Raw genomic sequence first — 26222 nt, 5'->3', positions numbered from 1 at the left:
TATTTGCAACGGCGGCCGTTTGATGCCGGTTCATTGAGCGGCAACAGCGCCCCGTTCTGAGGGAGAGAATCGTGAAAATCACCGAGGAAAGTGTTCGTTTGAATGCCAGTCGTCCCCAAGCCTCGTCGAGACATCGTGCCGACGGTGCACCGACATTTGCCTCGGCCCTGGCAACGGCAACAGAGCATGCCAATGGCCCGGCGGACTTTACCCGGATGACGCGTCGGGAAATGCTCGATTGGGTCAATGAAGAGATTCGGGGCGGGCGCATGAGCGTTGAAGAAGGTGCGCCGTTCATGGGCATGACCATGAGAATCGCAGTGGCATCGGGAAAGCCGGTCGATATCGCCACCGATACGGTCCGCTACGACTTCATGGAAAAGGCTCGACTCGGGATCGACGGTGCGCTGTCAAATCACGATGAGAGCCTGGCACAGCGGCTCCAGTCCGTGTTGGCCATCATGCAGCGCCACCAGGGGCTGTGACAGGGGCAGGTTTCAGCGCGCCCCGGAGGAGCCAGACCGAACCAGAAATCAAGCGGCCCGAACGCCCCTGGCTGCAGGGGTGTTCGGGCCGTGGCGCACTCAGCGGTTGTTGGGCGGTGAGTACTGGTAAATCCAGGTCTCACTCAGCGCATGACCGTCCGCCTTGAGGAACAGGCGCAGGTTGATGGGGGTGTTGTCGCCCTCGGGCGGGACGAGATCGAACATGGCCCGATAGCCATTGATGGCGTGCAAGGGGCGTACCGAGGTGAGTTCCACCTTGCCGGCGGAGGTGCTCAGTTCCAGTTCGGGCTTGATGTCGCCGCCGAGCATGGGGAACTGGCCGCCGGCGAAGTCGATGGCAAAACGCCATGAAAAGTAGGTGCGCGGCTGGCCGACCACGCCGCCAATGCCGGTGCGGGTGGCGACCACCTTGGCCTTGCGGGTATCGGCAGGCATTTGCGTGCCCCAGTACAGCTTGTAGCCGAAGAGCAGTTCCTGGCCGGCTTCGACCGGCTGTTCCGGATGCCAGAAGGCCACGATGTTGTCGAAGGTCTCGTCCACGGTGGGAATCTCGACCAACTGGACCGAGCCCTTGCCCCAGGCCGCCTTCGGTTCCACCCACAGGCTGGGGCGGCGTTCGTAGAAGACGCCGTCGTCCTGGTAGTGGTCGAAGTTGCGGTCGCGCTGCATGAGACCGAAGCCGCGCGGATTCTCATCGCCATAGGCGTTGAAGCGCAGGTTCTCCGGGTTGGTGAGTGGGCGCCAGATCCATTCGCCGCTGCCGGTCCACATGGCCAGGCCGTCGGAGTCGTGTATCTCCGGCCGCCAGTCGTTGGCCATGCGCTTATCGTTCTCGCCGGTCTGGTACATGCTGGTGAGCGGGGCGACGCCCAGACGCTCGACGCCAGTGCGGGGGTAGATGGCGGCATCCACATCCATGACCATGGTGCTGCCCGGCTCGATGATGAAGCGATAGGCGCCGGCCACACTGGGTGACTCGAGCAGGGCATAGACCGTCATGTGTTCCGAGTTCGTGGGCGGGCGCTCGAACCAGAAGGCGGTAAAGACCGGAAACTCTTCGGGCTTGGGCATGCCGGTGTCGATGGCCAGCCCGCGCGCCGAGAGGCCGAACTGCATCTCGCCGCCCACGGCACGGAAGTAGCTCGCGCCCAGAAAGGCGGCGATGTCGCGGGTGGGGTCGGTGTGGTTGATGAGCTTGAAGCCCGCAAAGCCCAGATCCTTGGGCAGCTTGCGGCCATTCACGCCGGTGCCCTTGTATTCGAACATGTCCGGGTCGTAGGCCAGCTGCCGGGCTTCGCCGTCAACCACTTCGTACATGTGCACCGGGGTGGGGAAGATATAGCCCGGGTGGAAGAAGCGCACCTCCAGCCCGCGGTTTTCACCGGCCCACAGGCCATGCTCCGGCTTGAAGCGCAGCGCCTGGAAGGTGTCGAAGGTGAGCGCCTTGAGCTCCGGCTGGGTGATCTGCGCCGGTGCCTCGTAGGGCGCGGCCGCCAGCGTACGGGCCTTGCCCTTGAGCCAGGCGTAGTCGAAGGCCTGGGCAGCGCCCACCTTGACCAGTTCGGCGGCGTGGGTGAGGGGAGAGATGGCCGGCAGGCCGATGGCGGCCAGGGCGGTGGCGGAAGCTTTCAGAAAATCGCGTCGATCCATTGGAGTGAAGACTCGAGAAATTGGGTCCGTGGCTGGGCGCCTTTGCGCAGCGCATCATACGACGAGTCGCTGTCACTGCGGGCGCGTTTTGCGAGCAGATGTATCCTTTGCACAACGAGCCCGGTGGGCTCCTGTCCGCGGGTTGACCCGCATTCTCATCTGGAATTCCCCAATGCCTGAATGGCTGCTCCTGCCTGGTGACATCCCGCCCGCGATCTATCTGCTACTGGTGGGCGTCGCCGCCTTTACCTCGCTGTTGACGGCCAGCCTGGGGGCCGGGGGCGGGGTGATGCTGCTGGCGGTCATGGCTCAGGTACTGCCCCCGGCGGTGATCATTCCCCTGCATGGCGTCGTTCAGCTGGGCTCGAATGGCGGGCGTGCGCTCATGGCCTGGCGCCATATCGACTGGAGAACCATGGCCGCCTTCATTCCGGGGGCGGTGGTGGGCGCGGTGCTCGGGGCGCTGGTGCTGGTGCGCCTGCCGCCGGCGGTGCTGTATCTGTGCATCGCCGGCTTCATTCTCTATCTGTGCTGGGGCCCCAAGCTACCCCGGCTGGTGCTCGGGCCCGCAGGCGTCGCCATTGCCGGTGGCCTGACCACCTTCGCCACGCTGTTTGCCGGTGCCACCGGCCCGCTGGTGGCGGCCTTCATCAAGCAGATTCACGCCGACCGTTTCCGCACCGTGGCCACCTTTGCGATGGCCATGTGCATGCAGAACGTACTGAAAATTTCGGTGTTCTCGCACGCGGGGTTCGATCTGATGCCCTGGGCGGGCCTGTGGATCGCCATGATCGCCAGTGGCGCCCTGGGCACCTGGGTCGGCCTGAATGTGCTCAAGCGCATGAAAGACCATCATTTCGGGCTGCTCTTCAACCTCGTCCTCAGTGCCCTGGCAGCGCGCCTGATATGGCAGGCCCTGGCGGCCTAACGCCGCATGCGCGCCCGGTCGCGCTCGACATGGGCGCCAAACTCCTGGGCGCTGATGCCCCCGTCACCGTTGAGGTCCATCTGCTCGAAGGACTCCATGTTGCCGGCGTTCTGCATCGGGCGGCCTTCCGCGGCGCGTTCGGTCAGGCGTCCGGCGCGCATGGCATTGAGTTCGTCGGCGTCGATCTTGCCGTCGCCGTTGGTGTCCACGTCCGCAAAACGCGGGGGCTGAGGTCGTGACCCCATGGGCGGCTGAGCCGTGCCGCCCGACATGCCCGCACGCGGCGGGCGCATGGGCCGCATTTCGTCCGGTGTGAGTACGCCGTCTCGATTGGTGTCCATGGACTCGAAGCTCGGGCCCTGACCGGCGTTTTTCATCGGGCGGCCTTCTTCGGCTCGGGCGCTCATGCGTTCGGCCCGATGCCGGGCAAACTCTTCGGCGCTGATCTTGCCGTCGCCGTTGGTGTCGAAAGCGCTGAAGGGGGCTGGCCCGGGGCCGCCCTGACCGAGTGCTGTGGCACTCAGGCCCAGGCTGCCTGCAAGCGTGAGCGCCAGAAGGGATAGACGGATTGCGCGCTGATTCATGAGACACCTCCATCGCGCCGGGGTGGGCAGGGGTGACCACGTCCGTCCCCGGCAATGGGGCGCGGTCAGTGAATCAACGTCTGTATTGTCGCGCGAATGGGCTGGTAGACCTTGCGATGCGTCAATGGGGCGCAGCTTGATCGCCGGGCCGTGCGTTCAGTGACCCGGCGCGCCCTTGGATTTGACGAAGATGAGGTCGTAGCCGTTGTCGGCGCAGGCCCGGTACAGCTTCTTGAGCTGCAGGAACATGAGGGCGAGACCGCGTTGGTCGCGTGCCCAGGCTGCACCGTCGGCAGGTGGCGCCGCGCTCAGTGCCGCCATGCCGGCGGCGAGCTGCCCGGGGCCGATCTGCTCAAGCGCGCTGGCAATGCCGGGAACCCGATAGGCCGGGATGTACAGCGTACTGAGCTGGTCGGGGATTGCCAGGGGTTCGATGCCCATGACCCGTGGCAACTCGAAGTGCGCGCACAGTGCGCCCAGGCATGCCCAGGCGTCGGCCACGTCCAGTTGTGCAGGGCTGCGGACGGGGTGCGTGCCTGCCAGAAAGCGGGCGATGTCATCGGTGGTACGGATTGTGGCGCCGAATGCGCTGCGCGGCACGGCATGGAAAACGCCACGGATGGCCATGTTCGAGTCCCGTCAAAGAAAGGGGGTATTGTAAAACCATCAGCGCGCACTGCCAGGGGAATAATGCAGTGCGCGTGATCTTTGACAGGGTAGTACCCGCATCGGGCCGCGCGGTCCGCGGCCGATGCCGTTTTTTCAGCGCGTGAGATGACGGGGCGAGAGCCCGATGCGAATGGCGCCCACGTTGCGACCACCTGCCATCAGCGGCATCGAGATGTCGCAGGCGGCACCGTCGTCATCGTCCAGATAGGTCTGCAGCAGCATGTCGCGGTCGCTGCTCAGTGCGCGCTGGGTCACCTCAGGCAAGGCCCGGTCGTTGCTGATCCTGCCGGCCACGGTGTTGCCGTTGGCGGCGGAGACCGCGGCATAGGTGAGCCCCTTGATGTCGCGCTGAATGGATTCCACCGCGCTCTGGACGGCCTGCAGGCAGGCGCCCTGGGCCAGCACGGAAGCGCCCTCGTTGCGGCTGTCCATGTGCTCTCGCCAGGCGGAGATGCCGTCAGCGAGTTGCGCTTCAATCCGGGTGCGGGCGTCGCGCAGGGCGGCCAGCATGCTTTCCAGGCCGTCGGCACCGATATGAAAGCCTGCCGTCATGGCCTGGATGTTCTCGCCGGCCTGGGTCACGCGATTGATGTTGTGTTCGGCCTTGAGCATCGAGTCGCTGACCTGGTCGCAGCTGTCGGTGATGCGACCGGCCTGGTGATCGATCTGGCGGTTCGCTTCGCCCAGGCTGCGAATGGCATTGGCCGATTCGAGCAGCTGGCCGCTCATGGATTCGAAGTCGCCCACCATGTGGTCGAAACGATCGGTGGCACGGCGAACGGCCTCGGCCATGTGATGGGTGTGGCCGAGAATGACGGAACTCTCTTCGCGGGTGGACCCCACGAGCTGACTCATGCTGCCGATGCGTTCGGAAATCTGGTCGGTGGCGTGCTTGACCCGTTCGGCCAGTTCGCGCACTTCGTCGGCCACCACGGCGAAACTGCGGCCGGCTTCGCCCGCACGCTGGGCTTCGATGGCGGCGTTGAGGGCCAGCAGGTTGGTCTGATCGGAGATCTCGCTGATGATGCGCACCACTTCGCTGATCTCGCCGGAGTTTTTCTCCAGCTCGCCCACCTTGCCATCGAAGGCGGTCAGGTGTTCTTCGACACGGCCAACCCCCGCGCTGGCCTCGCGCAGTTCGTTTTGCGAGGCCTTGGCGGCGTCGATGTTGCGGCGGGTTGCCTCCTGTAATTCGTCCGCCGTATTGAGTGCCATCTCGGCCGCGCCGCGAGCGTCTTCACTGGCTTGCGAGACACCCTGGGCCAGCTTGCGCTGGTGGTCTGCCAGGGCGCTGGACTCCCGCAGGAAGGCCTTGAGCCGGGCCGTCTCACAGCTCATGCCGATGGTGCCGCGCCGAACGCGCACCACCAGGTCGCGAACCTTGCGGTCGCGCTGCGCCATGAGGGTGGCGATATGGCGCATCGGGGCCTGTTCCGGCAGCACGAACTCGCTGGACAGATCGTTCATCTCTTCATTGTTCTGCAACGCGGTGGCCATCTGGTCGATGGTCGAATCCATCTTGCGGATCTGGACGGCGTCGGCCAAGGCGATGCCGGCGCCGAAGGTGCAGGCGACCACGGCAATGGCGGTGCCGCTGACGATATCGAAGATGGCGAGGCTGCCGAGCACGGCAAAGAACAGCACCGCCATGCCGAACATCGAGGTGCGCAGGCGGGCGCTCTGGCTCAGGTCAATGAGGCCGGGGGGCTTGATGGGCGCGTCCACGCGCGTGTTGAGGTCTTCTGTACGGACGGTCGACGTCACTTGTTTCTCCCGAGGGCGAGCTGAGGTTCTCCGGTATGCCCGAGGCGGGCATCCGGATTGACTTATGCAGGTACTAACGGGTGTATGACGACGAGTCTTGAACGGGAATCGTTTATTCGTATGAAATCCTTTGGCAGTCATGGTGGCCCGGGCTTTCAGCGCGTTCAAGCCGGGGTGATTGTGGCCGTTGTGAATGAATGACCTTGATTGTTCATTCGTTCAGATGGAGCCGACCGTGCCACGCACCGGTGCGGCCCTGACGGGGTGGCCGACATGCAGTCTCGATTGATGCGCTCGTTTGCCCGGGTGACCCGGTGCCTCATGATGGTTGTTGCCCTGAACACCGCGGGCTCCGCCTGGGCGACGGAAAAGGTGGTGCGGATCGCTGCCGTCGAGTACAGCCCGTATATCGGCAGTGCTCTTCGTCGTGACGGGTATGCGCACGAAGTGGTGGTCGAGGCGTTTCGCCTGGGCGGCTATCAGGCCAAGATCGATTTCTTCCCGCCGGCGCGCGCCCGTCTGCAGGCAATTCGGGGTGTCGAGGATGGTGTGCTGGTCATTGACGACTCGGTCGACGACCACGACTTCATCTTCAGCGACACCTTTCCGGCGGGTGATATCGGCTTGCTCAAGCTCAAGAGCGAAGCGCTCGATCCACGATTGGCCGAGGCGGGTGACGTGGGGCAGTTGCTGGAGCGACTCGAGAGTTTTCGCATTGGCGTGGTACGGGGGGCGGGGACGGCCGCCGTGCTCGAGCGCGCGGGTGTGGGGCGACTGCAATTTGCGGTCGATAACCAGCAGAACATCGACAAGCTGGTGGCACGCCGAATCGATTTTGCCCTGATCGACAAGTTCGCCGCAGCTGCGGTGATGGTCGAGCGTCGGCCACACCTGATCGGCAAGCTCGAATTCCTGCCGGTGATGGTCTCTCGCAGCGAATTTCGCCTCGGTATTCCCCGGGGGCGGGCTCAAGGGCAGGCCATGCTCGACGCCTTCAATCAGGGCTTGGCCCGCCTTCGGGAGACGGGCGGGTTGCTCGCCTTGCAACAGGACCACGGACTGGCGACCCCGGTGCCGCAAACGGCGGGGACAGTCACGCTCAACATTGCGACCGTCGACAATGAAGACATGCTGGTCATGAAGAGCTTGAGCGCTGATTTCGAGGCTGAACATCCGGGCATCCGGCTCAACTGGCGCGTGCTCGAGGAGAACACACTGCGCCGTCGGCTGCTCAGTGAGTTGGCGATTGGCGAAGGCTACGTGGATGTGATGACCATTGGCGCCTACGAGGCGCCCATCTGGGCTCAGAAGGGCTTTTTGCAGCCGGTCCGGGTGAGCAAAGCCTACGGTCTGGACGACCTGCTGCCCAGTGTGCGCGAGGCGCTGTCCTTCAACGGCGAGCTCTACGCACTGCCGTTCTACGCCGAGAGTTCGATGCTCTATTACCGCAAGGATCTGTTCGAAGCCAAGGGGCTGCAGATGCCGGGCCAGCCCACCTGGGATGATGTTCTTGGTTTTGCCGGGAAACTTCATGCGCCCGCGGATGACGTCTACGGCATCTGCTTGCGCGGCAAGCCGGGTTGGGGCGAGAACATGGGGATTGTGTCGACCATGGTCAATGCCTACGGCGGGCGCTGGTTCGATATGCAATGGCGACCCGATCTCGATTCACCCGCCTGGCGTGAGGCGCTGCAACGCTACCGCACGCTCATCGGGCAGTTTGGCCCGCCCCGTGTGACCGAGAACGGATTCAACGAGTCGCTTGAGCTATTTGCCAATGGGCACTGCGCCATGTGGGTCGATGCCACGGTTGCTGCGGGCAAACTCTACAACCCGGGCACCTCGAGCGTGGCCGACAAGCTGGGCTTTGCAGCGGCGCCGACGGCCCGAACCGCAAAGGGCTCCCACTGGCTATGGACCTGGGCACTGGCGGTGCCCAGCAGTTCGGCGCGTGGCAAAGCCGCCCAGACCTTCATCAAATGGGCCACGTCGCGCGACTACATTGCCCGGGTGGCCAAGGCCCGGGGCTGGGTCGCGGTGCCGCCCGGCACCCGTCGGTCCACCTACGCGAATCCGGCCTATCAGGCAGCCGCGCCGTTTGCGGGCTTTGTGCTCAGTGCGATCGAAGCGGCCGACCAGATCGATTCAACCCTGGAGCCCAAGCCGTATATCGGCATCCAGTGGGTGAATATCCCCGAGTTCACCGCGATCGGCCACGCGGTGGGTGTCAACGTCGGCAACATGTTCGAACTGGGCTGGTCGGTGGACCGGGTGGTGAACGAGTCTCAGCGCGAGGTGGAGTTCATCATGCGCCGGGCCGGTTACTACGAATCCAGCGCAGGCGGGAGCGGATCGTCCAACTGACGTCGAACGGTATCGCTGACCGTGCCCGGAAGGTCCGGGTCGAGGCAGTCCACAGGCGTGAGATCTGGCCATTGACTCAGAAACTTGCGCTGCCAGGTGATTTGTCGCTTGGCCAACTGCCGGGTGGCGGCGATGCCCATCTCGCGAAACGTCGCGGCATCCACTTCGCCGTCGAGATACGCCCAGGCCTGTCGATAACCCACACTGCGCATGCTGGGCATGGTGACATCCAGCACGTAGCGTTCTCGCAAGCGGCGCAGTTCGTCCACGAAGCCGGCGTCGAGCATGGCGTCGAAACGCTGAGCGATGCGGGCATGCAGCACACTGCGATCGGCCGCGTCGAGCGCGACGCCGATAAAGCGAAAAGGTGGTGGCCTCATCTCCCGCTGCGCGTAGTTCTCGGCCAGGGAGCGGCCGGTGAGCGAGACGATTTCGAGCGCCCGCTGGATTCGCTGGGCGTCGTTGGGGTTCAGGCTGGCGGCCGCGGACGGGTCCAGCTGCGCGAGCTCGGCATGCAGGGCCGGCCACCCGTGGGCGCGCGCCCGCGCGTCGATCCCGGCACGGACGGCTTCGTCGGCCTGCGGCAGTTCCGAGAGGCCTTCCCGCAAGGCTTTGTAGTAGAGCATGGTGCCGCCCGCCAGCACAGGAATGCGCCCTCGCGCGGTGATCTGCGTCATGAGCGACAGGGCATCTTCCCGGAAACGTGCCGCCGAATAAGCCTCTTCCGGGCTGAGGATGTCGATCAGGTGATGGGGACAGACACCTTGCTCTGCTGCGCTGGGTTTTGCCGTGCCGATGTCCATGTCGCGAAACACCAGCGCCGAATCCACGCTGATGATCTCGATCGGCAGGTGCTTTGCCAGGGATAGCGCGCACGCGGTCTTGCCACTGGCGGTGGGGCCCATGAGCAGGACGGCTGGGGGCAAATGCTGAGACATGAGCGCATTCTACCGATGCCTCCGGGCGCTGCGCGATTCAGGGGGCATCTCCGAGCTCAGGATTTGTGGTCTTTATTCCGTTAGAATGCTCGTCCGCCTGCTGTCGTCCACAGCGGGGTGCTGCCTGTGTCCAGTCTTGATCACCATGAACGCCGTCCTTCGAAGCCTGCTCGTGATGTTTGCCCTCGTCGGACAGGCGATGGCGGCCCCCAGCCTGTGGGAAGTGCGCGACGCGCAGGGCTCGGTTCGCGCTTATCTGTTCGGGACGGTGCACTTGTGCAACGCCAGTTGCTATCCCTTGCCCGGTCCGGTCAACGACGCGTTTTCCCGGTCCGAACGGGTTGCCTTCGAACTGGATGTGACGGACCCGGCCGTGCTTGCGGCCATCTCGGCGGCGGGGTTGCTGCCCGAGGGAGAGCGCCTGAGTCATCGCCTGCCGCAGGCCGTGTTTCGCGATCTGAGCAATGTGGCCGAGCGCCTGGGCTTGCCGTCAGCGCTATTGCAGTCAATGCAACCCTGGTTCGCCACCAACTGGCTGCTGAGTGCAGCGGCTGCCGAAGCGGGTTTCTCGACCGACCACGGGGTCGACCTGGTCCTGCATGGCCGTGCCGTGGCAGCCGGCAAGCGCTTGACCTCGCTCGAAACGGTGGAGCGCCAGGTGCTGGCCTTGTCGGCCGGCGGCGATGAGGCCCAGCAGGAGGCGCTGGTGCAGACGCTGACCCTGGTTCAGGATCAGCAACTTCAGGCCTATCTGTCGCGCATGATCGGTGCGTGGGCCCGTGGCGACGATGAGGCGCTGATGATGCTCATGTTCGAAGGGATGGATGCCGAGGCCATCGAGCCGCTCATGACCGACCTGATCGATGCGCGCAATGCCGAGATGTCGTTGCGCATTCACGCGCTGCTCGATGATCCGGAACCATTGTTCGTCGCCGTGGGCGGAGGCCACATGGTGGGCGAGACGGGGATTCCGACCCAGCTCGCGCGCATGGGCTGGCGGGTCAGCAAGGTGAGCCCGGCGATCGTACCGACGGCCTACTGACCACGCAGGAAAAAGCGGTCCAGCTCGGCCATCGAGAACTGGGTCCACGTGGGTCGGCCATGATTGCACTGGTCGGCCCGTTCGGTGGTTTCCATCTGCCGCAACAGGGCATTCATTTCCGGAATCGTCAGCGTGCGGTTGGCGCGAACGGCACCGTGGCAGGCCATGGTGGCGAGCAGTTCATTCCGACGTGCCGTGACCACTTCCGAGGCCGGCATGTCTTCCAGGTCGGCCAGCACGGCGCGGATGAGTTCGGGCACGTCCGCCGACGCCAGCAGGTTGGGCACGCTGCGCACACTCAGTGCCTGCGGCCCGGCCGGCGACACTTCAAACCCCATGTCCGCCAGCACATCCTGGCAATTCTCAGCGGTGGCCATCTCCTTGGCGGACAGCGACAGTACCGCAGGAATCAGCAGGCGTTGAATGGACGGCTGACCATCGAGCACGGTCTTGAGTCGCTCGTAAAGAATGCGCTCATGGGCCGCGTGCATGTCCACCAGTACCAGCCCCTGCGCGTTCTGCGCGAGGATATACACCCCATGCAGTTGCGCAAGGGCAAAGCCCAGCGGCGGCGCTTCGCCCGGGGCGTGATCCGGCATGGGCATCGGTGGCGGGACGCTGCTACCGGACGACGGCACGCGTGCCGGTTGTGCCGAGGCGGCGAAGTCGTAATAGCTGCGGGTCGCGCTCTCCATGGCCAGGGTGTTCTGTACCGGGGCGGGTGCGGTGTTGTAACCGGGCGAGGGCCGGAGCATCGGCGTTGCGCCGGTCGGCATCGGATCGTCACTGATTGGCGGGACGGCGAGACCGGCACCGGACTCGGCGAGCACCCGCTTGAGTGCGTGATAGACAAACTGATGGACGGCCCGGCTTTCGCGGAAACGCACTTCGATCTTGGCGGGGTGGACGTTGACATCCACCGTATGCGGGTCGATATCGAGGAACAGCACATAGGCCGGATGCCGGCTGCCATGCAGGATGTCCCGGTAGGCTTCGCGAACGGCGTGCGTAATCAGCTTGTCGCGCACGAAGCGGCCATTGACGAAGAAGTACTGGGCATCGCGACTGGCGCGGGAATAGGCGGGCAGGGAGGCGAAGCCGGTGAGCCGGATGGTGCCGGCCTCGGCGTCGATCTGACGCGCCTGATCCAGAAAATCGTCACCGAGCAGGGCCCCGGTGCGCCGTGCCATGTCACCGGCCGGCAGGCGCTGCGTGACGCGGCCGTTGTGGCTCAGCTGCATGGCGATGTCGGGGCGGGCGAGGGCCACGCGGCGAAAGGCGTCGTCGCAGTGGGCGAACTCGGTACCCTCGGTCTTGAGGAATTTTCGTCGCGCCGGGGTGTTGTAGTAGAGATCCTGAACGTCGACCACGGTGCCCTGGTTCAGCGCCGCCGGCACGGGCGCGTTGCCCGGGTTGTCCACCCGCCAGGCATGACTCGCGGCACGTGCACGGCTGGTGATGGTGGTGCGCGCCACCGACGAAATGGCCGCCAGCGCCTCGCCACGAAAGCCCATGGTCGCGACGGATTCGAGGTCGTCGAGGGAATTGATCTTGCTGGTGGCATGGCGTTCAAGCGCCAGGGCGAGGTCGTCCTTGTCGATGCCGCAGCCGTCGTCGCTCACGCGGATGCGCTTGACGCCGCCCGCCTCGAGGGCCACTTCGATGGCCTGCGAGCCGGCATCGACAGCGTTCTCCAGCACTTCCTTGAGCACCGAGGCCGGCCGCTCGACCACTTCGCCTGCGGCGATCTGGTTGATGAGGGCGTCCGAGAGTCGGTGAATGACAGTCATGAGAATGGGTCGCGCGGTGTCAAAGCGCCGATTATACGGATGCTTTGCCCGCGCTTGTCTCGCGCGGACTGGCTGCCGCCCAGGCAGGGATGTGGTCTCGTTCGCAGGCGACCGGATCGAACCTTCGGTATGATGCGGGCAAGTCAATTTTTGCGGTGCATCATGGAACTGTTCGCCACGTTTATCGACATCATCCTGCATCTGGACAAGCATCTTGCGGTGCTGCTGGCCGAGTACGGGGTGTGGGTCTACGCCATTTTGTTTGCCATCATTTTCTGCGAGACAGGGCTGGTCGTGACGCCCTTCCTGCCCGGTGATTCGCTCCTGTTCGTGGCCGGGGCCGCCGCGGCGGCCGGGGGAATGAACATCTGGATTCTGTCGGGGTTGCTGTTCCTGGCCGCGGTGCTGGGCGACAACACGAATTACTGGATCGGACGTTACATCGGGCCGAGAGTGTTCCGGTGGGAGGAATCGAAGTTCTTCAACCGCGCGGCGTTCGACAAGACGCACAGCTACTTCGAAACCCACGGTGGCAAGACCATCATCATCGCGCGTTTTCTGCCGATTCTGCGCACCTTCGCGCCCTTTGTGGCGGGCGTGGGCAAGATGACCTACAGCCGCTTCTTGCCGCTGGATGTTCTGGGTGGCTTCATCTGGATCTATTCGCTCACCTTCGCCGGCTTTCTTTTCGGTAACATTCCGTTCATCAAGAACAACCTCAGCTTCGTGATCCTCGCGATCATTGCGCTCTCGCTCATGCCCCTGTTTCTCAGCTGGATGCGTCACCGGCGCCGTATCGAGGCCTGATGGTTCGGGCGCGCGCGCTTCATTCCCTGGCGCTGGTCGTGGCGCTCACCGGGTGTGCTTCACCCGGTACGGCACCCCAGGGGGAGCGCGCCAAGGGCTTCCGGCTGCAGTCGCTCGCCAAGTCCGACATCGATCAGGTCGCAGAACTGCATCATCGCGCGGTGTTCGACTCGCTCCGACGCCTGGCCTTGAAGCTTTATCTGCGCAATCCGGGCCAGTGGCGAAAAGCGGGCCATGCCGATGCGGCCGCGGCCGTGGGCAAACTCTTCGACCAGGATCACCGCTGGCGACTGGAGTCGCTCAATTACCGGCGTGGCGCCGAAGCCGTCCAGATCGCGCTGAACCCGGCGTATCCGGGCGATCGGGTGGAAGCGTTCATCGTCGGTCTGGCGGGGATGGTGCAACAGGCCACGGGCGATCGCACCGAATTTTTCCTGCTGGACGACCTGGACCCGCAACGCCTGTACAATGCTGCCCGAAATTTCGAGATCGCCGCGTGGAAGCTCGCGAATGCCCGCGAGGCGTCGGGCGAGTTGCTGCTGCTGTCCAACGAGGTTGGCCCGGTGACCAATCTGAGCTTCGAGCGCGAGTTCGGGCGCATGATCGGCTCCCTCGATGTGCTGGCCGAAATTCTCGCCGAGCGTGAAGGGCGCACCATCACCCGTGTCATCCAGAGTGCCGCCTCAGCCGTTTTTCTTCCCCTGTAAGCCCCAATTTCGCCAGGCCACATGAAGTCCATCGTCATTCTTATTTCGGGTCGCGGTTCCAACATGGAAGCGATCGTTCAGGCAGACATTCCCGGTGTGCGGATTGCGGCCGTGATCAGCAACCGGCCGAAGGCGGGCGGGCTGCAGTTTGCGGCCGGGCGCGGCATTCATACCGAGGTGGTCGATCACACAGCCTTCGAGTCGCGAGCCCTGTTCGATCAGTCGCTGGCCGAGGCCATTGATCGACATGCACCGGATCTGGTCGTGCTGGCCGGTTTCATGCGGGTGCTGACCGACGGCTTCGTGCGCCGCTACGAAGGGCGAATGATCAACATTCATCCGTCCTTGTTGCCCGCATTCGGCGGGCTGGCGACCCACCGACGGGCCATCGACGCAGGGGTGCGCTTTCACGGCGCCACGGTCCACTTTGTGACACCGACGCTGGACGACGGACCCATCGTGATTCAGGCCGCGGTGCCGGTGCTGCCCGATGACACGGAAGAGACCCTGGCCGAGCGCGTGCTCGTCGAGGAGCATCGCATCTATCCCCAAGCGGTGCGCTGGATCGCTGAAGACCGGGTCCGGCTCGAGAACGGCCGCGCGGTCGTGCTGGCGGCGCCTGAATCCGGCTGCAGCATCAATCCGGCACTGGAGTGCTGATGAAACCGATTTTCCGATACCTGCGGCTGATGTCGCTTGCCCTGTTTGCTATCGTCGCGTCCGGCCAGGTCTTGGCCCAGGCTACGGCAACGTGGCCGACGCGGGGGACCATCGAGTTTCGGGTGTATTACGGTGACGACGGCCTGCGGCTGGGCAAGACCACGCATACCTGGCGCCATGATGCCAAATCGTATTCGATGCGCTCGCTGGTCGAAACCTCGGGTCTGGCTGCGCTGGTGAAGAACTTCCGACTGGAGCAGAAAAGCGAAGGCACGGTGACATCAGCCGGGCTCAAGCCGAGCCGGTTCACCGCGGATCAGAAGGGCAAACCGTTCCAGAGCGCGCGATTTGACTGGGATGCCCAGCGTGTCTTCATCGACCGGGGTGACAGCAAGCGCGAAGCGGCGATCCAGCCCGGCGATCAGGACGTGCTGAGCATCATGCATCAGCTGCCGCGACTGAAACTCGACGGGATCGACCAGAAGATCACGCTGATCAACAACAAGGCCGCCTCGCAGTCCGTCATCGAAGACAAGGGCATCGAAACACTCGATCTGCCCATGGGGCAGGTGCGCACCCGGCATCTCGCGGTGCGCTCCCTGAACAAGGAGGTTTCGCTGGATCTGTGGCTGGCCCTGGATAACCATCTGTTGCCCGTGCGGGTCCGCATGACCGATCGCAAAGGCGAGATTCTCGATCAGCAGGCGGAGCGTGTGATCCTGGGGGACAATGCGTCATGAGCACCCACATTCCCCAAGCCGTTCGCGAGCATGCCGCCGTGGTGCTGGCGCAGGTCATGCACTTCGATCAGCCCGCCGATCTGGTGATTTCTCAGTACTGCAAGCGTGAACGTCGCCTCGGGGCGCGTGATCGTGCGCAACTGGCCGATATCGTGTTCGGCTGTGTCCGCCATTTGCTCCGTGTGCAGGCGGCCGCCACCGACGCGGGCGATGCGGACGCACTGGTCAGCGCCTGGCTCGACGGCGATTGGGCCCGGCTCGACGTGGCCGCTCTGGATGACGAGGTGGCTGCCGACATGCCCGACTGGTTGCTTGATGCGTGGCCGTGGGGGCGAGGCGAGGCGGGGCGCCGTATGGCCGATGCCTTTAACCAGCCCGCACCACTTGATCTGCGCGTCAACGTTGCCAAGGCCAAGCGCGAAGTGATTCAGGCGCAGTTGGCGAAGGATGGCATCGAGAGCACGCCGGGCCGCTGGTCGCCCCACGCCTTGCGGGTGCAGGGCAAGCCGGCCTTGCACCGTCATCCGTTGATGAATGACGGGACGCTCGAAGTTCAGGACGAAGGCAGCCAGTTGCTGGGTTTTCTGGTGGGCGCGCGCCGCAGCGAGCTGATTGTGGATTTCTGCGCCGGTGCCGGTGGCAAGTCCCTTCAACTGGCGGCCATGATGCGCGACAAGGGGCGCATTCACGCGTTCGACGTCTCGGCAGGGCGCCTGTCCGAACTGTCCCTGCGGGCGCGGCGTGCCGGGGTGACATCGATTCATCCCATGGCCATCAAGGATGAGCAGGACAGTCGGCTCGACCGCCTGGCCGGCAAGGTGGATCGGGTTCTGGTCGACGCGCCATGCTCCGGCCTGGGAACACTGCGCCGTTCGCCTGACCTGAAATGGCGTCAGGACATGAGCGATATCGCCGGGAAAACCGACTTGCAGGGCCGCATCCTCTCGGCAGCGGCGCGCTTGCTCAAACCGGGCGGTGTGCTGATCTACGCGACCTGCAGTGTGCTGCGTGAAGAAAACGAAGCCGTGGTGGAGGCATTTCTCGCGTCTCACCCGGGCTTCGCGTTGGCGCCGGTCGATGACGTGCTGGCCAAGCAGGGCATCGCGTTGCCGGGCGCGACCGACACCATGCGTCTCGATCCGCTCAACCACGATACCGACGGCTTTTTCGGGGCACGCCTTGTGAGGTCTGCTTGAAGCGTCTGTGGTTGGTTGGGCTGTGCCTCGTCACATACCTGGCCCATGCGGGTGTGGGGCCGATTCCGGCTCAGGGGCAGGTTGAAATCCTGTTTTCACCGCATGACCCGGTCGAAGCCCGGCTGATCGAACTGATCGACGGCGCGAAGCGCAGTATTCACGTCCAGATGTATGTCTTCACCCGCAAGTCCCTCGCGCACGCCCTGGTCCGCGCTCAGGCGCGCGGTGTGGAGGTGCGCGTGATGGCCGATGCCCGGCAGAACCAGCGTGGCCGCAACGCGCTACCCATCTTGCTGTCGGCCAATATCCCGGTGGCCCTTGAAATCGACTATCAGGCATCCCATAACAAGCTCATGCTGATTGATGTCGCAATGCGTCATAGTCGTGTCGTGACCGGCTCATACAACTACTCCTGGTCGGCCGCCAACAAGAACGCGGAAAACGTGGTCATCTTTCATGACAACCGACCCGTTGCAGACGCCTACCTGGCCAACTGGGAGCGGCATTACAGGGCAGCGAAGCCTGTCAAGCGTCTGCCGGTCCGGCTCGTCGAGTGATTGAAACGCCCGCTGTGACAGCGTTTGAGCCCATTGACATGTTGCGTCGCAGATTCTTGAAGCACGCTTCCGTCACGTATAATCCACACATTCTTTGTCGAAGGAGCGCAATCGCGCATGTTTTCCGGTTTGATTGACCTGCCCTGGTGGGGCTACATCGTGGTGGCACTGGGGATGACCCATGTCACCATCGCTTCTGTCACGATCTACCTGCATCGTCACCAGGCGCACCGTGCGCTTGAACTGCATCCGATTCCGAGCCATTTCTTCCGTTTCTGGCTGTGGCTGACCACTGGCATGGTCACCAAGGAGTGGGCGGCCATCCACCGCAAGCACCACGCCAAGTGCGAGACCGAGGAAGACCCGCACAGCCCGCAGACCCGCGGGCTGTCCAAAGTGCTCTGGGAAGGCGCTGAGCTGTACCGGGCCGAAGCGAAAAACCAGGAAACGCTGGATCGCTATGGTCATGGCACGCCGGACGACTGGCTCGAAAAGAACGTGTATGAGCGCAACTGGCTCGGCATCACCTTCATGGCCGTCATCGACCTGATCCTGTTCGGGCCGATCGGTCTGACGATCTGGGCGGTGCAGATGGCATGGATCCCGTTCTGGGCTGCTGGCGTCATCAACGGCATTGGGCACTTCTGGGGCTACCGCAACTACAACTGTTCCGATGCCGCCACCAATCTGGTGCCCTGGGGCATTCTCATTGGCGGTGAAGAGCTTCACAACAACCATCACGCCTTTGCGACGTCGGCCAAGCTGTCGTCCAAGTGGTACGAGTTCGACATCGGCTGGATGTACATTCGCATCCTGCAGATGCTCGGCATGGCGAAGCCGAAAAAGACCATTCCCACGCCCAAGTTCGTTCTGGCCCGCTCAGTGCCCGATAGCGACATGCTGCAGGCGATCATCACCCATCGCTACGACGTGATGACGCGCTATCTGCGCTCGCTCAAGGCCACGTATCAGGAAGAAATCGAGCAATTGCGCGTCAAGCACGCATCGACTTTCACGCTGAAATCGGGCGAAATGCGCCGGCTGATTCTCGCTGACAAGCTCGAAGCCGAGGAGGCCGCACAGCGTCAGGCGGCACTTGAGCGCAGTGAGCGTCTTGCCACCCTGGAGAACATGCGCGAGGAGCTCAATGCCCTGTGGGCGAGATCGACGGCGTCCAAGGACCAGTTGCTGGCACAGCTGCGCGACTGGCTGGAGCGCGCCGAGCGTAGCGGCATTATCCAGCTGCAGGAATTCGCCCAGCGCCTTCGCTGCTACGCCGCCTGACCGATTCCGGTCAGCGGTGTCCCGATGGGCGGGATACCACCATGTCCCGCCTCATCCTCCTCAACAAACCCTTCAATGTACTCTGCCAGTTTTCGCCCGAGGGTGACTGGCAGACCCTGAAGTCGCTTGTGGACGTGCCGGGCGTGTATCCGGCAGGCCGGCTCGATGCCGACAGCGAGGGCCTGCTGCTGCTGACCGATGATGGCCGGCTGCAGGCGCGCATTTCCGATCCGAAGTACAAGGCACCCAAGACCTATCTGGCGCAGGTCGAAGGCGTCCCGGACGAAGCCGCGCTGGCACAGTTGCGCACGGGCGTTTCGCTGGGGGATTTCACCACGCGCCCTGCACAGGCGCGGATCGTGGCGGAACCGGAGTGGCTCTGGCCGCGCACGCCGCCGATACGCGAGCGCAAACACATTCCCACCACCTGGGTCGAACTGATCATTACCGAAGGCCGTAATCGACAGGTGCGGCGCATGACCGCCAAGGTGGGATACCCCACGCTGCGCCTGATCCGGACCCGGATCGGCGACTGGTCGCTTGATTCGCTCGCGCCCGGCCAGTGGTGCGAAGGTGCATTGCCGGCCGGTTGGCGTTCATCGGCCGGACACGAAGGCGGGGAACGAAGTGTTCGTCGCGTGCGTCGACGTACCTGAAATGAATTTTTTTGAATTATGCTGGCGCCTCTGAGCGTCTGCGAGAGGATCGCCTAGTGTCGGAACACATCATTGTCCTGCTGGCCGGTATTGCCGTGATCGGCGGCGCCTGCCAATGGCTTGCCTGGCGGATGCGCCTTCCGGCGATTCTGTTCCTGCTCATCAGCGGGATTCTGGTGGGGCCGGTCATTGGCTGGCTGGACCCGGATGCGCTGCTGGGCGATCTGCTCTTTCCCTTCGTGTCGCTGGCGGTGTCGGTGATTCTGTTCGAGGGGAGTCTGACGCTCAAGTTTTCCGAAATCGCCGGCCTCGAGAAGGTGGTGCGGCGATTCGTGACCACCGGCATGTTGTTCACCTGGACCATCACGGCCTTTGCGGCGTGGTGGCTGGCCGAGTTTCCGCCGGGGATCGCCATCCTGTTCGGTGCGGTCATGGTGGTGACCGGCCCGACCGTCATTCAGCCCATGCTCCGCACCGTTCGGCCCACGGCCAAGGTGGCCAGTATCCTGCGCTGGGAGGGCATCATCATCGACCCGATCGGCGCCTTGCTGGCGGTGCTGGTGTATGAATTCCTGGTGTCGACCAGCGCCGGTGGTGCCGTGGTCGAAACCTTCATGACCTTCTTCAAGCTGATTGCCTCGGGCATGCTCGTGGGGATCGCAGTGGGTTACTTCCTCGGCGAAGCGCTGCGCCGGGACTGGTTTCCGCACTATCTGTTCAATGTGGCCACCCTGGCGTCGGTGATGGGCGCGTTTGCGCTGTCCAATGCGCTGGCGATGGAATCGGGTCTGCTGGCCGTGACGGTGATGGGGATCTATCTGGCCAACCGCAAGGGGGTGCCGGTCGAAGAGATTCTGGCGTTCAAGGAAAGCCTCAGCCTGCTGCTGATCACGGCGCTGTTCATTCTGCTCGCCGCGCGCCTCGATCTGGGGCTGCTTCAGGAGCTGGGCTGGGTGGCTGTGCAGGTGTTCCTGGTCATGCAGTTCGTGGCGCGTCCGATCAAGGTGCTTTTTGCCACCAAAGGCTCGACGCTCAACTGGCGCGAGCGCGCGCTCCTGGGCTGGATCGCCCCGCGAGGCATCGTGGCTGCCGCCGTGGTGGCCTTGTTTTCCATTCAGCTTGAGCAGCAGGGGTTTGAAAAGGCCGAGATGCTGGTGCCGCTGACCTTTGTGGTCATCATCGGTACGGTCGTGTTGCAGAGCCTGACGGCCGGGCCGCTGGCCCGTGCCCTCAAGGTGGCGGAACCCGGCTCAGGCGGCTTTCTGATCGTCGGCGCCAATCCGTTGGCGCGCGCCATTGCGCAGGCACTGTCCCAGCAGGACGTGTCGGTCCGCCTGACCGATACCCTGTGGGACAACGTGAGCCGTGCGCGCATGGCGGGGTTGAAGACCTACTACGGCAACCCGCTCTCCGAGCACGCCGAGGTCTATCTCGACACCTCGGGCCTGGGGCGCGTGCTCGCGTTGACGGCCGATGAGCATCTGAACGAACTGGCATGTACCCGTTTTCGTGCCTATTTCGGCCCGAAGCGGACCTACGCGCTGCGGGTCAGTCAGGTCGAAAAAGGGCGCAAGAGCGTCTCGACCGGTGGCGGACAGTGGGCATTCGGGGAGAAGGCCACCTTTGTCGACCTGTCGCGTCGTCTGGCGCGCGGGGGCGAAATTCGTCAGACCAATATTTCCGAAACCTTCGGTTTCGAGCAGTTCTGCGAAAAGTACGGCGACCGCGCCACGCCGCTGTTTGCGCTTGATCCAAAGGGCAAGATCGAGGTGTTTATCGATGAGAACACCGTGGTGCCCAAGGCGGGCTGGGTGGTTTTGGCGATGATCGATCCGGATCCGGCCGAGATCCCGAAACGCGCGGCCAAGACAGGCCCGGCCAAGACCGCCGACATCAAGCCCGACTTGCCGGATGCGCCCGCGACCGCAACGTGAGCCAGACTGGGCGCCGGGTGGTCAGGCGTCCAGATCGCGCACCCGGCTTTGCGAGGGCAGATGCTGGAGCAGAAAGTCCATCTGGTCGGCCAGAATGTTGCGGTTCGACAGGATGAGGAATTCGGCCTTGTTGGGCACGTAAGGGGCATACAACAAGGCCATGCCGGCCTGCTCGGGGCGCTTGTTGTCCTTTTTCTGGTTGCAGTGGCGGCAGGCGGTGACCACGTTCATCCACACGTCGCGCCCGCCGCGCGAGACCGGTTCCACATGATCGCGGGTCAGTTGCGCGCCGGGCAGCGTGGTGCCGCAATAGGCACAGGTATGGCGATCGCGGCGGAACAGCTCCCGGTTGCTCAGGGGCGGTACCTGCCTGAAGCTGGCCGGGCGTAGCGCGCGACCCTTGATGGCAATGATGCTCTGGCTGCTCATGGAAGAGCGCTGGCCGGTGATCCGGCTGGTGCCGCCGAGGATGCGAAAGGCTTCGTCACCGATTGACCAGGCCACCATGCCGCGGGCGTGATAGGTGCACGCTGCCTGCCAGCTGACCCAGCGATGCGGGCGACCATTGATGTCGAGCGTGAGAATCCAGGGGCGTCGGGATCGGCCTGTGCCGATCAGAACATCGGAAACATCCACCGCGTGCATGATGCGTCGTTCCTCCTGCGATGACGCATCGGGCAATGCGTCGGCCTAACGGGTTCGATCAGGAAACGGCGTGTCCGGTTCCTTGGGTCACATGCTTTTCACCGGCTCCATGGCCAGGTCGTCGGAATGAAAGATGAAGCGGCCCGCGCGGCGGTCCGCCAGATAGTGTTCGAGTGCAAGTCGCACGGATCGGAACGCCAGTTCGTCCCACGGAATGTCCTGTTCGTCGAACAGTGCCACGTCAAGCGATTCTTCGCCCGGGGCGAACACCGGCTCGGGCAGGCGCGCGCGGTAGAACAGATGCACCTGACTGATGTGCGGAATGCTCACCATGGAAAACGCGTCGACGACCTCGATGCGGGCGCAGGCCTCTTCAAGGGTCTCGCGTGCAGCGGCATCGGCCGTGGTTTCGCTGTTTTCCATGAAGCCGGCGGGGAGTGTCCACAGCCCCAGTCGCGGTTCGATGGCCCGGCGACACAGCAGGATCTTGCCCTCGTGTTCGGCGACGGCGCCAACCACCAGTTTGGGGTTGGAGTAGTGAATTTCGCCGCAGGTGTCGCAGACATGGCGCGGCAACGAATCCCCTTGCGGGATCCTAAAGCTCACAGTGGCGCCACAGGCGGAACAGAAATTCATTCAAGTCTCCGGTTTTGCGCATTCTAGCAGGCGTTCAACCCCATGAGGACGGTGTCGGGCCGACGCTTTCATTTCGGGCAATTTGCATGCCGGGATGTCAAATTTTGTCTCAAGTCCGGCGCATAATACCCGTAGAAACTGGCAACGAATTTGTTCCCGATCCGATCACCGGTGAGGGGCTGACTGGATGGTACCCGGCGCATGTCGCCTCCAATCGACATTACCCAATTGCAGCAGCTGAAGGCCTCGGGCGATCTGCCCTCGCCCAAGGGCTCGGCGCTGGCCATTATTCGGCTGACGCGGAAGGATGATCTGTCGCTGGCCGAACTGGCGCGCGTCATCAAGACCGATCCGGCCTTTGTCGGGCGACTGGTCAAGGCGGCCAACGGTGCCGCGTTGCTGCCGGGGCGCCCGATCGTGTCCGTTCAGGATGCCCTGATGGTGGTGGGCTTGCCGGCAGTGCGCAACATGGCGCTGGGCTTCTCCCTGTTGTCCAACTACCGCAACGGCCGCTGCGAGCATTTCGATTACGACCGTTACTGGTCCGGCGCCTTGCTCATGGCAATCAGTTGCCAGATGCTGGCCAAGCGACTGCGTTGTGCATCGCCGGATGAAATGTTCTGCCTCGGTCTGCTGGCACGGATCGGCGAGTTGGCGATGGCGACCCTGTTCCCGTCCGAATACAGCGAAGTGCTGGTGGAAGCCCGCGCCAGCGACGTCGAAGGGCTGGTGCGCCTAGAGCGCGAGGCCTTTGCGATGTCGCACCGCGATCTGAGCGCAGCCATGCTGGGCGACTGGGGCATGCCGAAGGTGTTTCAGGAGGTGGCGTTTCACTTCGAGGCGCCATCCGGTGCGCCGTTCGAGGAGCACGGGCGTGATGCGTCGGTGCTCGAAACGGCCTACATTGCCTCCGAGATTGCGCAATATTGCTTGGCTGACCCGGCCGCGCGTCCGGTGCTCAAGGAGCACCTCGAACGCGTCGCGGCCAAGGTGGGTCTGGACGCTGCGGCACTCGATACCATGATTGGCGAGGTGACTCGGGCCTGGGTGGAGTGGGGCAAGATGCTTCAGGTGGCCACCCATGCGCCCATTCCCTCGGAACAATCACGGCGCGCCGGCGCAAAAGGCCGATCCGATGGCCGGGGCGCAGGTGGGGAAGGGGGTGACGCCGCGATGTCACCCAGTTCGGGCGTCTCGATGCGCGTGGTGGTGGTCGAGCGCAGCTCCGAGGTGCGCAACGCTCTGCGTGGCGTGCTTGAACGCGCCGGACATCGTGTCTTCGAATCCGACGATGGTCGCCATGGCCTTGAACTGGCACTGGAAGTGCAGCCCCAGATGATGCTGGTCGACGCCCAGCTCCCCGAACTTGATGGCGTGGCGCTGACCCGCGCCTTGCGTCAGACGCGGATCGGGCGTGCGATCTACATTCTTCTGCTGACCTCTGTGGAGGATGATGAGCGACTCATCGAGGCCTTCGAGAACGGCGTCGATGACTTCATCTCCAAGCCGATCCGCAGCCGGGTGCTGGCGGCACGACTTCGTGCCGGTCATCGTGTCATCCGCCTGCAGCAGGAGATCGAGCGAGATCGGGAAGAGATCCGGCGCTTTGCCGCCGAACTGGCGGTCACCAATCGTCGACTCCAGGAGGTGGCGCTGACCGACCAGCTCACCGGCTTGCGCAATCGGCGCTATGCCATCGACCGTGTCGGGCAGGAGTGGGCAGCCTCGATCCGCTCGCGTCGGCCGCTCTCGTGCATGGTGATCGATCTGGACAGCTTCAAGCAGATCAACGATACGCACGGTCACGACGTGGGCGATGCGGTGCTCAAACATGCCTCGGCGGGCATCAATGCCAGCTTGAGATCCCAGGACGTGGTGGCGCGGACCGGGGGGGACGAGTTCCTGGTGTTGTGCCCGGACACCGATCTGCAGGCCGCCATGCGATGCGCCGAGCGCATCAGGCTGGCGGTCCATGCCAACGAAGTGTCCGTCAATGGGTTGCGACTGCGCACCTCCATCAGCGTCGGCGTGGCGCAGCGCGACAGCAGCATGGCGGACGCCGATGCCATGATCAAGCGTGCGGATCAGGGCGCTTACGTGGCCAAGGCTCAGGGCCGGAATCAGGTGGCGACGGTGCAACACGCACCCGGCGCAGCGCCTCAGCTGTCCGTCGTTGATTCGGCGACGGACGGTACGCCAAAGGCTCAAGAACAGATATGACGCGCCGCTAATTTTCCAAAGGCCGTCCGTTCGCTTCACCGGTATGTGTAAATGAGTTACAACCTCGCTCCCAAGTTGGAAGATCCGATCCACGCGCTGATCGTGGACGATTCGGAAGACGATGCCTATCTGCTCAAGGCTGAGCTGGGGCAGCGGGGCGTGGTCATCGACTATCGACGCGTGGACAATCCGCTCGACATGGCGGCCGCACTCACCGACGACACCTGGGATCTGGTGATCTCCGATCACAACATGCCGGGGTTCGACGCGCTGGGGGCCTATGAGGTGCTCAAACACAGCGGCCGCGACATTCCCTTCATCATCCATTCGGGGCATATTGCCGACGAACTGGCCACCTCGGCCATGTACGACGGCGTGCACGATGTGATCGAAAAGGGGCGCTACGAGCGTCTCGTGCCGGTCATCGAACGCGAACTGCGCGGTGCCGAAGCGCGTCGTGCAGCCCGCCAGGCTGACGACCGCATCCAGCGCCTGGCCAACTTCGACAAGCTGACGGGCCTGCCCAACCAGCACATGTTCTGCGAGCGTGTGTCCGCCTGGCTCGATGAGGCTGCCGAGCGTGGGCGCTCGGCACGCGGGGCGCTGCTGACGGTGGACATCGACCGCTTCTTGCGTGTGAATGCCAGCTTTGGCTGGGAGGCCGGCAACGAGGTGCTGCGTCAGGTCAGCCTGCGGCTCGACGAAGTGCTCAATGCCGACGTGATCCTGGCGCGCCTGGGAGGCAACGCCTTTGGCGTGTTCGTGCCGGGCATCGGCGAGCGCGCCAGTGCCGAGGTGTTCGCCCGCTGGATCATGAAAGCCTTCGAGGCGCCTTTTGTCAAAGACGGCATCGAACTGTTTCTCACCCCCAGTATCGGCATCTCGCTGGTGCCAACCGATGGCACGCAGATCTACGATTTGCTGATGCACGCGGAGACCGCGAGCGCCAAGGCAAAGCAGGGCGGGGGCAATGCCTATCGCTTCTATGATCGGGCCATGAACACGGCCTCTGCCGAGCGGGTCGCGCTTGAGGCGGATCTGCGTCACGCGGTGGAGCGCAGCGAGCTGTTTCTCGAGTTTCAACCGGTCATGGATGCGGCGAGCGGGCGCATTGTCAGTGCCGAGGCGCTGGTGCGCTGGAATCATCCGCGACTGGGCCGGATTCCGCCTGACCGATTCATTTCCATTGCCGATGAATCCGGACTGATCGTCGACATTGGCGAATGGGTGATGCGCGAGGCGGCTCGCTGCTGCCGCTTGTGGCACCAGGCCGGTTTCACCGACATGCATGTGTCGATCAACGTGTCGGCCATCCAGTTCGCGCAACCGAAGTTGCTCGAAACGGTGCGGGACACCTTGCGCCAGACGCGCCTGCGGGCCGAAAGCCTGATGCTGGAGATCACCGAATCCTCCCTGATGCAGGACGCCGAATCCACTGCCGGCATGCTGCGCGCGCTTCACAACATGGGGGTGCGCATTTCGGTGGATGACTTCGGCACCGGTTACTCGTCGTTGTCCTACCTCAAGCGCTTTCCCATCGACGTGATCAAGATCGACCAGTCCTTCGTGCGCGATCTGACCACCGACGAGGAGGACGCGGCCATCGTGCGGGCCATCATCGCCCTGGCGCACAGCATGCGCCGATCGACCATTGCCGAAGGCGTCGAGAGCGAGGCCCAGGTCGAGATCCTGCGGCGCGAGCACTGCGAGTTCTTCCAGGGCTATTACTTCGGAAAACCCATGCAGTCTTCCCTCCTGCTGGAGCGACTCGAGGCTCAGCAAGGCGCCGGCTGACCCACTGGTATCAGGCATCGTGTAGGACAAGTTCTTACATCAAGGGGTAAGACGCTTGTTACGTCATCTTACAAACCCCGCCGATACCGTTACTTTTTGCCTGCCAGCACAATGACCCCCACGATGAAGACAAACGCGAACAACGCGTGAC

Annotated in this window: 23 protein-coding genes; 15 read left to right on the top strand and 8 right to left on the bottom strand. The window is 63.8% G+C overall.

Going from position 1 to position 26222, the window contains the following annotated elements:
* Positions 1-71: 71 nt before the first annotated feature.
* The gene (locus J0W34_RS13105; RefSeq protein ID WP_230969075.1) at positions 72-485 is read left to right on the top strand and encodes a hypothetical protein; all 414 of its coding nucleotides are present in this window, start codon (positions 72-74) and stop codon (positions 483-485) included.
* Between the two features lie 99 nt (positions 486-584).
* Here the strand turns inward: J0W34_RS13105 and J0W34_RS13100 are convergent, their stop codons facing one another.
* Entirely contained in the window at positions 585-2156 is a 1572-nt protein-coding gene (locus J0W34_RS13100; RefSeq protein ID WP_230969074.1) for a glucan biosynthesis protein, read from the bottom strand.
* A gap of 172 nt (positions 2157-2328) precedes the next feature.
* On the opposite strand from J0W34_RS13100, the gene J0W34_RS13095 reads away from it, so the two are divergent.
* Complete coding sequence (locus J0W34_RS13095) at positions 2329-3084, top strand: sulfite exporter TauE/SafE family protein (protein WP_230969073.1); 756 nt, start codon at positions 2329-2331, stop codon at positions 3082-3084.
* Here J0W34_RS13095 and J0W34_RS13090 read toward each other — a convergent pair.
* The 3 genes from J0W34_RS13090 to J0W34_RS13080 form a co-directional block, all read right to left on the bottom strand.
* Positions 3081-3668, bottom strand: a complete 588-nt coding sequence (locus tag J0W34_RS13090) for an EF-hand domain-containing protein (protein ID WP_230969072.1) — start codon at positions 3666-3668, stop codon at positions 3081-3083. The genes J0W34_RS13095 and J0W34_RS13090 overlap by 4 nt on opposite strands.
* Positions 3669-3824: 156 nt before the next feature.
* Positions 3825-4295: a hypothetical protein gene (locus J0W34_RS13085; protein ID WP_230969071.1), complete on the bottom strand. Its 471-nt coding sequence runs from the start codon at positions 4293-4295 to the stop codon at positions 3825-3827.
* Positions 4296-4430: 135 nt separating this feature from the next.
* Positions 4431-6101 (bottom strand): methyl-accepting chemotaxis protein, encoded by a 1671-nt coding sequence (locus J0W34_RS13080; protein ID WP_227814078.1) that lies wholly within the window; start codon positions 6099-6101, stop codon positions 4431-4433.
* A gap of 273 nt (positions 6102-6374) precedes the next feature.
* Here J0W34_RS13080 and J0W34_RS13075 point away from each other — a divergent pair, with 273 nt between their 5' ends.
* Positions 6375-8465 (top strand): extracellular solute-binding protein, encoded by a 2091-nt coding sequence (locus J0W34_RS13075; RefSeq protein WP_230969070.1) that lies wholly within the window; start codon positions 6375-6377, stop codon positions 8463-8465.
* Here the strand turns inward: J0W34_RS13075 and miaA are convergent.
* A complete protein-coding gene (gene miaA / locus J0W34_RS13070) occupies positions 8426-9403 on the bottom strand; it encodes a tRNA (adenosine(37)-N6)-dimethylallyltransferase MiaA (RefSeq protein WP_230969069.1) in 978 nt (325 codons plus the stop codon). The two genes, J0W34_RS13075 and miaA, sit on opposite strands and share 40 nt — an antisense overlap.
* 145 nt (positions 9404-9548) lie before the next feature.
* Between miaA and J0W34_RS13065 the strand changes: the two genes are divergently transcribed.
* Positions 9549-10445 (top strand): TraB/GumN family protein, encoded by an 897-nt coding sequence (locus tag J0W34_RS13065; protein WP_230969068.1) that lies wholly within the window; start codon positions 9549-9551, stop codon positions 10443-10445.
* Here the strand turns inward: J0W34_RS13065 and mutL are convergent.
* Positions 10439-12235 carry a DNA mismatch repair endonuclease MutL gene (gene mutL / locus J0W34_RS13060; RefSeq protein ID WP_230969067.1) on the bottom strand — a complete coding sequence of 599 codons (1797 nt, stop codon included), beginning with the start codon at positions 12233-12235 and terminating at the stop codon, positions 10439-10441. The genes J0W34_RS13065 and mutL overlap by 7 nt on opposite strands.
* A gap of 162 nt (positions 12236-12397) precedes the next feature.
* Between mutL and J0W34_RS13055 the strand changes: the two genes are divergently transcribed.
* From J0W34_RS13055 to J0W34_RS13015, 9 genes are all read left to right on the top strand, one after another.
* A complete protein-coding gene (locus J0W34_RS13055; protein ID WP_227814083.1) occupies positions 12398-13042 on the top strand; it encodes a DedA family protein in 645 nt (214 codons plus the stop codon).
* Positions 13042-13749 (top strand): hypothetical protein, encoded by a 708-nt coding sequence (locus J0W34_RS13050; protein ID WP_230969066.1) that lies wholly within the window; start codon positions 13042-13044, stop codon positions 13747-13749. The genes J0W34_RS13055 and J0W34_RS13050 overlap by 1 nt, the downstream gene beginning before the upstream one ends.
* 21 nt (positions 13750-13770) lie before the next feature.
* Positions 13771-14409: a phosphoribosylglycinamide formyltransferase gene (gene purN / locus J0W34_RS13045; protein ID WP_227814085.1), complete on the top strand. Its 639-nt coding sequence runs from the start codon at positions 13771-13773 to the stop codon at positions 14407-14409.
* Complete coding sequence (locus J0W34_RS13040) at positions 14409-15149, top strand: DUF3108 domain-containing protein (protein ID WP_227814086.1); 741 nt, start codon at positions 14409-14411, stop codon at positions 15147-15149. Before purN ends, J0W34_RS13040 begins: the two co-directional genes overlap by 1 nt.
* Positions 15146-16345, top strand: coding sequence for an RsmB/NOP family class I SAM-dependent RNA methyltransferase (locus J0W34_RS13035; RefSeq protein WP_230969065.1), 1200 nt, complete (start codon positions 15146-15148; stop codon positions 16343-16345). The genes J0W34_RS13040 and J0W34_RS13035 overlap by 4 nt, the downstream gene beginning before the upstream one ends.
* On the top strand, positions 16342-16902 hold the full coding sequence (locus J0W34_RS13030) for a phospholipase D-like domain-containing protein (protein ID WP_230969064.1): 561 nt from the start codon (positions 16342-16344) through the stop codon (positions 16900-16902). The genes J0W34_RS13035 and J0W34_RS13030 overlap by 4 nt, the downstream gene beginning before the upstream one ends.
* Positions 16903-17019: 117 nt before the next feature.
* Positions 17020-18186: a DesA family fatty acid desaturase gene (locus J0W34_RS13025; protein WP_227814089.1), complete on the top strand. Its 1167-nt coding sequence runs from the start codon at positions 17020-17022 to the stop codon at positions 18184-18186.
* Between the two features lie 41 nt (positions 18187-18227).
* Entirely contained in the window at positions 18228-18842 is a 615-nt protein-coding gene (locus tag J0W34_RS13020) for an rRNA large subunit pseudouridine synthase E (protein ID WP_227814090.1), read from the top strand.
* Positions 18843-18898: 56 nt separating this feature from the next.
* A complete protein-coding gene (locus J0W34_RS13015; RefSeq protein ID WP_227814091.1) occupies positions 18899-20776 on the top strand; it encodes a cation:proton antiporter in 1878 nt (625 codons plus the stop codon).
* Positions 20777-20797: 21 nt separating this feature from the next.
* Here the strand turns inward: J0W34_RS13015 and J0W34_RS13010 are convergent, their stop codons facing one another.
* Together J0W34_RS13010 and J0W34_RS13005 are read right to left on the bottom strand one after the other, a co-directional pair.
* Positions 20798-21421, bottom strand: a complete 624-nt coding sequence (locus J0W34_RS13010; protein ID WP_230969063.1) for an HNH endonuclease — start codon at positions 21419-21421, stop codon at positions 20798-20800.
* An 87-nt stretch (positions 21422-21508) separates the two neighbouring features.
* On the bottom strand, positions 21509-22057 hold the full coding sequence (locus J0W34_RS13005) for an NUDIX hydrolase (RefSeq protein ID WP_227814093.1): 549 nt from the start codon (positions 22055-22057) through the stop codon (positions 21509-21511).
* Positions 22058-22258: 201 nt separating this feature from the next.
* On the opposite strand from J0W34_RS13005, the gene J0W34_RS13000 reads away from it, so the two are divergent.
* Positions 22259-24277 carry a GGDEF domain-containing response regulator gene (locus J0W34_RS13000; protein ID WP_230969062.1) on the top strand — a complete coding sequence of 673 codons (2019 nt, stop codon included), beginning with the start codon at positions 22259-22261 and terminating at the stop codon, positions 24275-24277.
* A gap of 51 nt (positions 24278-24328) precedes the next feature.
* Entirely contained in the window at positions 24329-26071 is a 1743-nt protein-coding gene (locus J0W34_RS12995) for a putative bifunctional diguanylate cyclase/phosphodiesterase (RefSeq protein WP_230969061.1), read from the top strand.
* The last annotated feature ends 151 nt before the right edge of the window (positions 26072-26222 follow it).

It is taken from the genome of Nitrogeniibacter aestuarii (genome assembly GCF_017309585.1).
Classification (GTDB): domain Bacteria; phylum Pseudomonadota; class Gammaproteobacteria; order Burkholderiales; family Rhodocyclaceae; genus Nitrogeniibacter; species Nitrogeniibacter aestuarii.
The sequence above is the reverse complement of the archived record's forward strand: the minus strand, read 5'-3'. Positions and strand labels throughout refer to the sequence as shown.

Excerpts from the sequence above, each read along its gene's own strand:
- J0W34_RS13100 (WP_230969074.1), bottom strand. The coding sequence starts at position 2,156 with ATGGATCGACGCGATTTTCTGAAAGCTTCCGCCACCGCCCTGGCCGCC.
- J0W34_RS13095 (WP_230969073.1), top strand. The coding sequence starts at position 2,329 with ATGCCTGAATGGCTGCTCCTGCCTGGTGACATCCCGCCCGCGATCTAT.
- J0W34_RS13090 (WP_230969072.1), bottom strand. The coding sequence starts at position 3,668 with ATGAATCAGCGCGCAATCCGTCTATCCCTTCTGGCGCTCACGCTTGCA.
- J0W34_RS13085 (WP_230969071.1), bottom strand. The coding sequence starts at position 4,295 with ATGGCCATCCGTGGCGTTTTCCATGCCGTGCCGCGCAGCGCATTCGGC.
- J0W34_RS13075 (WP_230969070.1), top strand. The coding sequence starts at position 6,375 with ATGCAGTCTCGATTGATGCGCTCGTTTGCCCGGGTGACCCGGTGCCTC.
- miaA (WP_230969069.1), bottom strand. The coding sequence starts at position 9,403 with ATGTCTCAGCATTTGCCCCCAGCCGTCCTGCTCATGGGCCCCACCGCC.
- J0W34_RS13065 (WP_230969068.1), top strand. The coding sequence starts at position 9,549 with ATGAACGCCGTCCTTCGAAGCCTGCTCGTGATGTTTGCCCTCGTCGGA.
- mutL (WP_230969067.1), bottom strand. The coding sequence starts at position 12,235 with ATGACTGTCATTCACCGACTCTCGGACGCCCTCATCAACCAGATCGCC.
- J0W34_RS13055 (WP_227814083.1), top strand. The coding sequence starts at position 12,398 with ATGGAACTGTTCGCCACGTTTATCGACATCATCCTGCATCTGGACAAG.
- J0W34_RS13050 (WP_230969066.1), top strand. The coding sequence starts at position 13,042 with ATGGTTCGGGCGCGCGCGCTTCATTCCCTGGCGCTGGTCGTGGCGCTC.
- purN (WP_227814085.1), top strand. The coding sequence starts at position 13,771 with ATGAAGTCCATCGTCATTCTTATTTCGGGTCGCGGTTCCAACATGGAA.
- J0W34_RS13040 (WP_227814086.1), top strand. The coding sequence starts at position 14,409 with ATGAAACCGATTTTCCGATACCTGCGGCTGATGTCGCTTGCCCTGTTT.
- J0W34_RS13035 (WP_230969065.1), top strand. The coding sequence starts at position 15,146 with ATGAGCACCCACATTCCCCAAGCCGTTCGCGAGCATGCCGCCGTGGTG.
- J0W34_RS13025 (WP_227814089.1), top strand. The coding sequence starts at position 17,020 with ATGTTTTCCGGTTTGATTGACCTGCCCTGGTGGGGCTACATCGTGGTG.
- J0W34_RS13020 (WP_227814090.1), top strand. The coding sequence starts at position 18,228 with ATGTCCCGCCTCATCCTCCTCAACAAACCCTTCAATGTACTCTGCCAG.
- J0W34_RS13010 (WP_230969063.1), bottom strand. The coding sequence starts at position 21,421 with ATGCACGCGGTGGATGTTTCCGATGTTCTGATCGGCACAGGCCGATCC.
- J0W34_RS13005 (WP_227814093.1), bottom strand. The coding sequence starts at position 22,057 with ATGAATTTCTGTTCCGCCTGTGGCGCCACTGTGAGCTTTAGGATCCCG.
- J0W34_RS13000 (WP_230969062.1), top strand. The coding sequence starts at position 22,259 with ATGTCGCCTCCAATCGACATTACCCAATTGCAGCAGCTGAAGGCCTCG.
- J0W34_RS12995 (WP_230969061.1), top strand. The coding sequence starts at position 24,329 with ATGAGTTACAACCTCGCTCCCAAGTTGGAAGATCCGATCCACGCGCTG.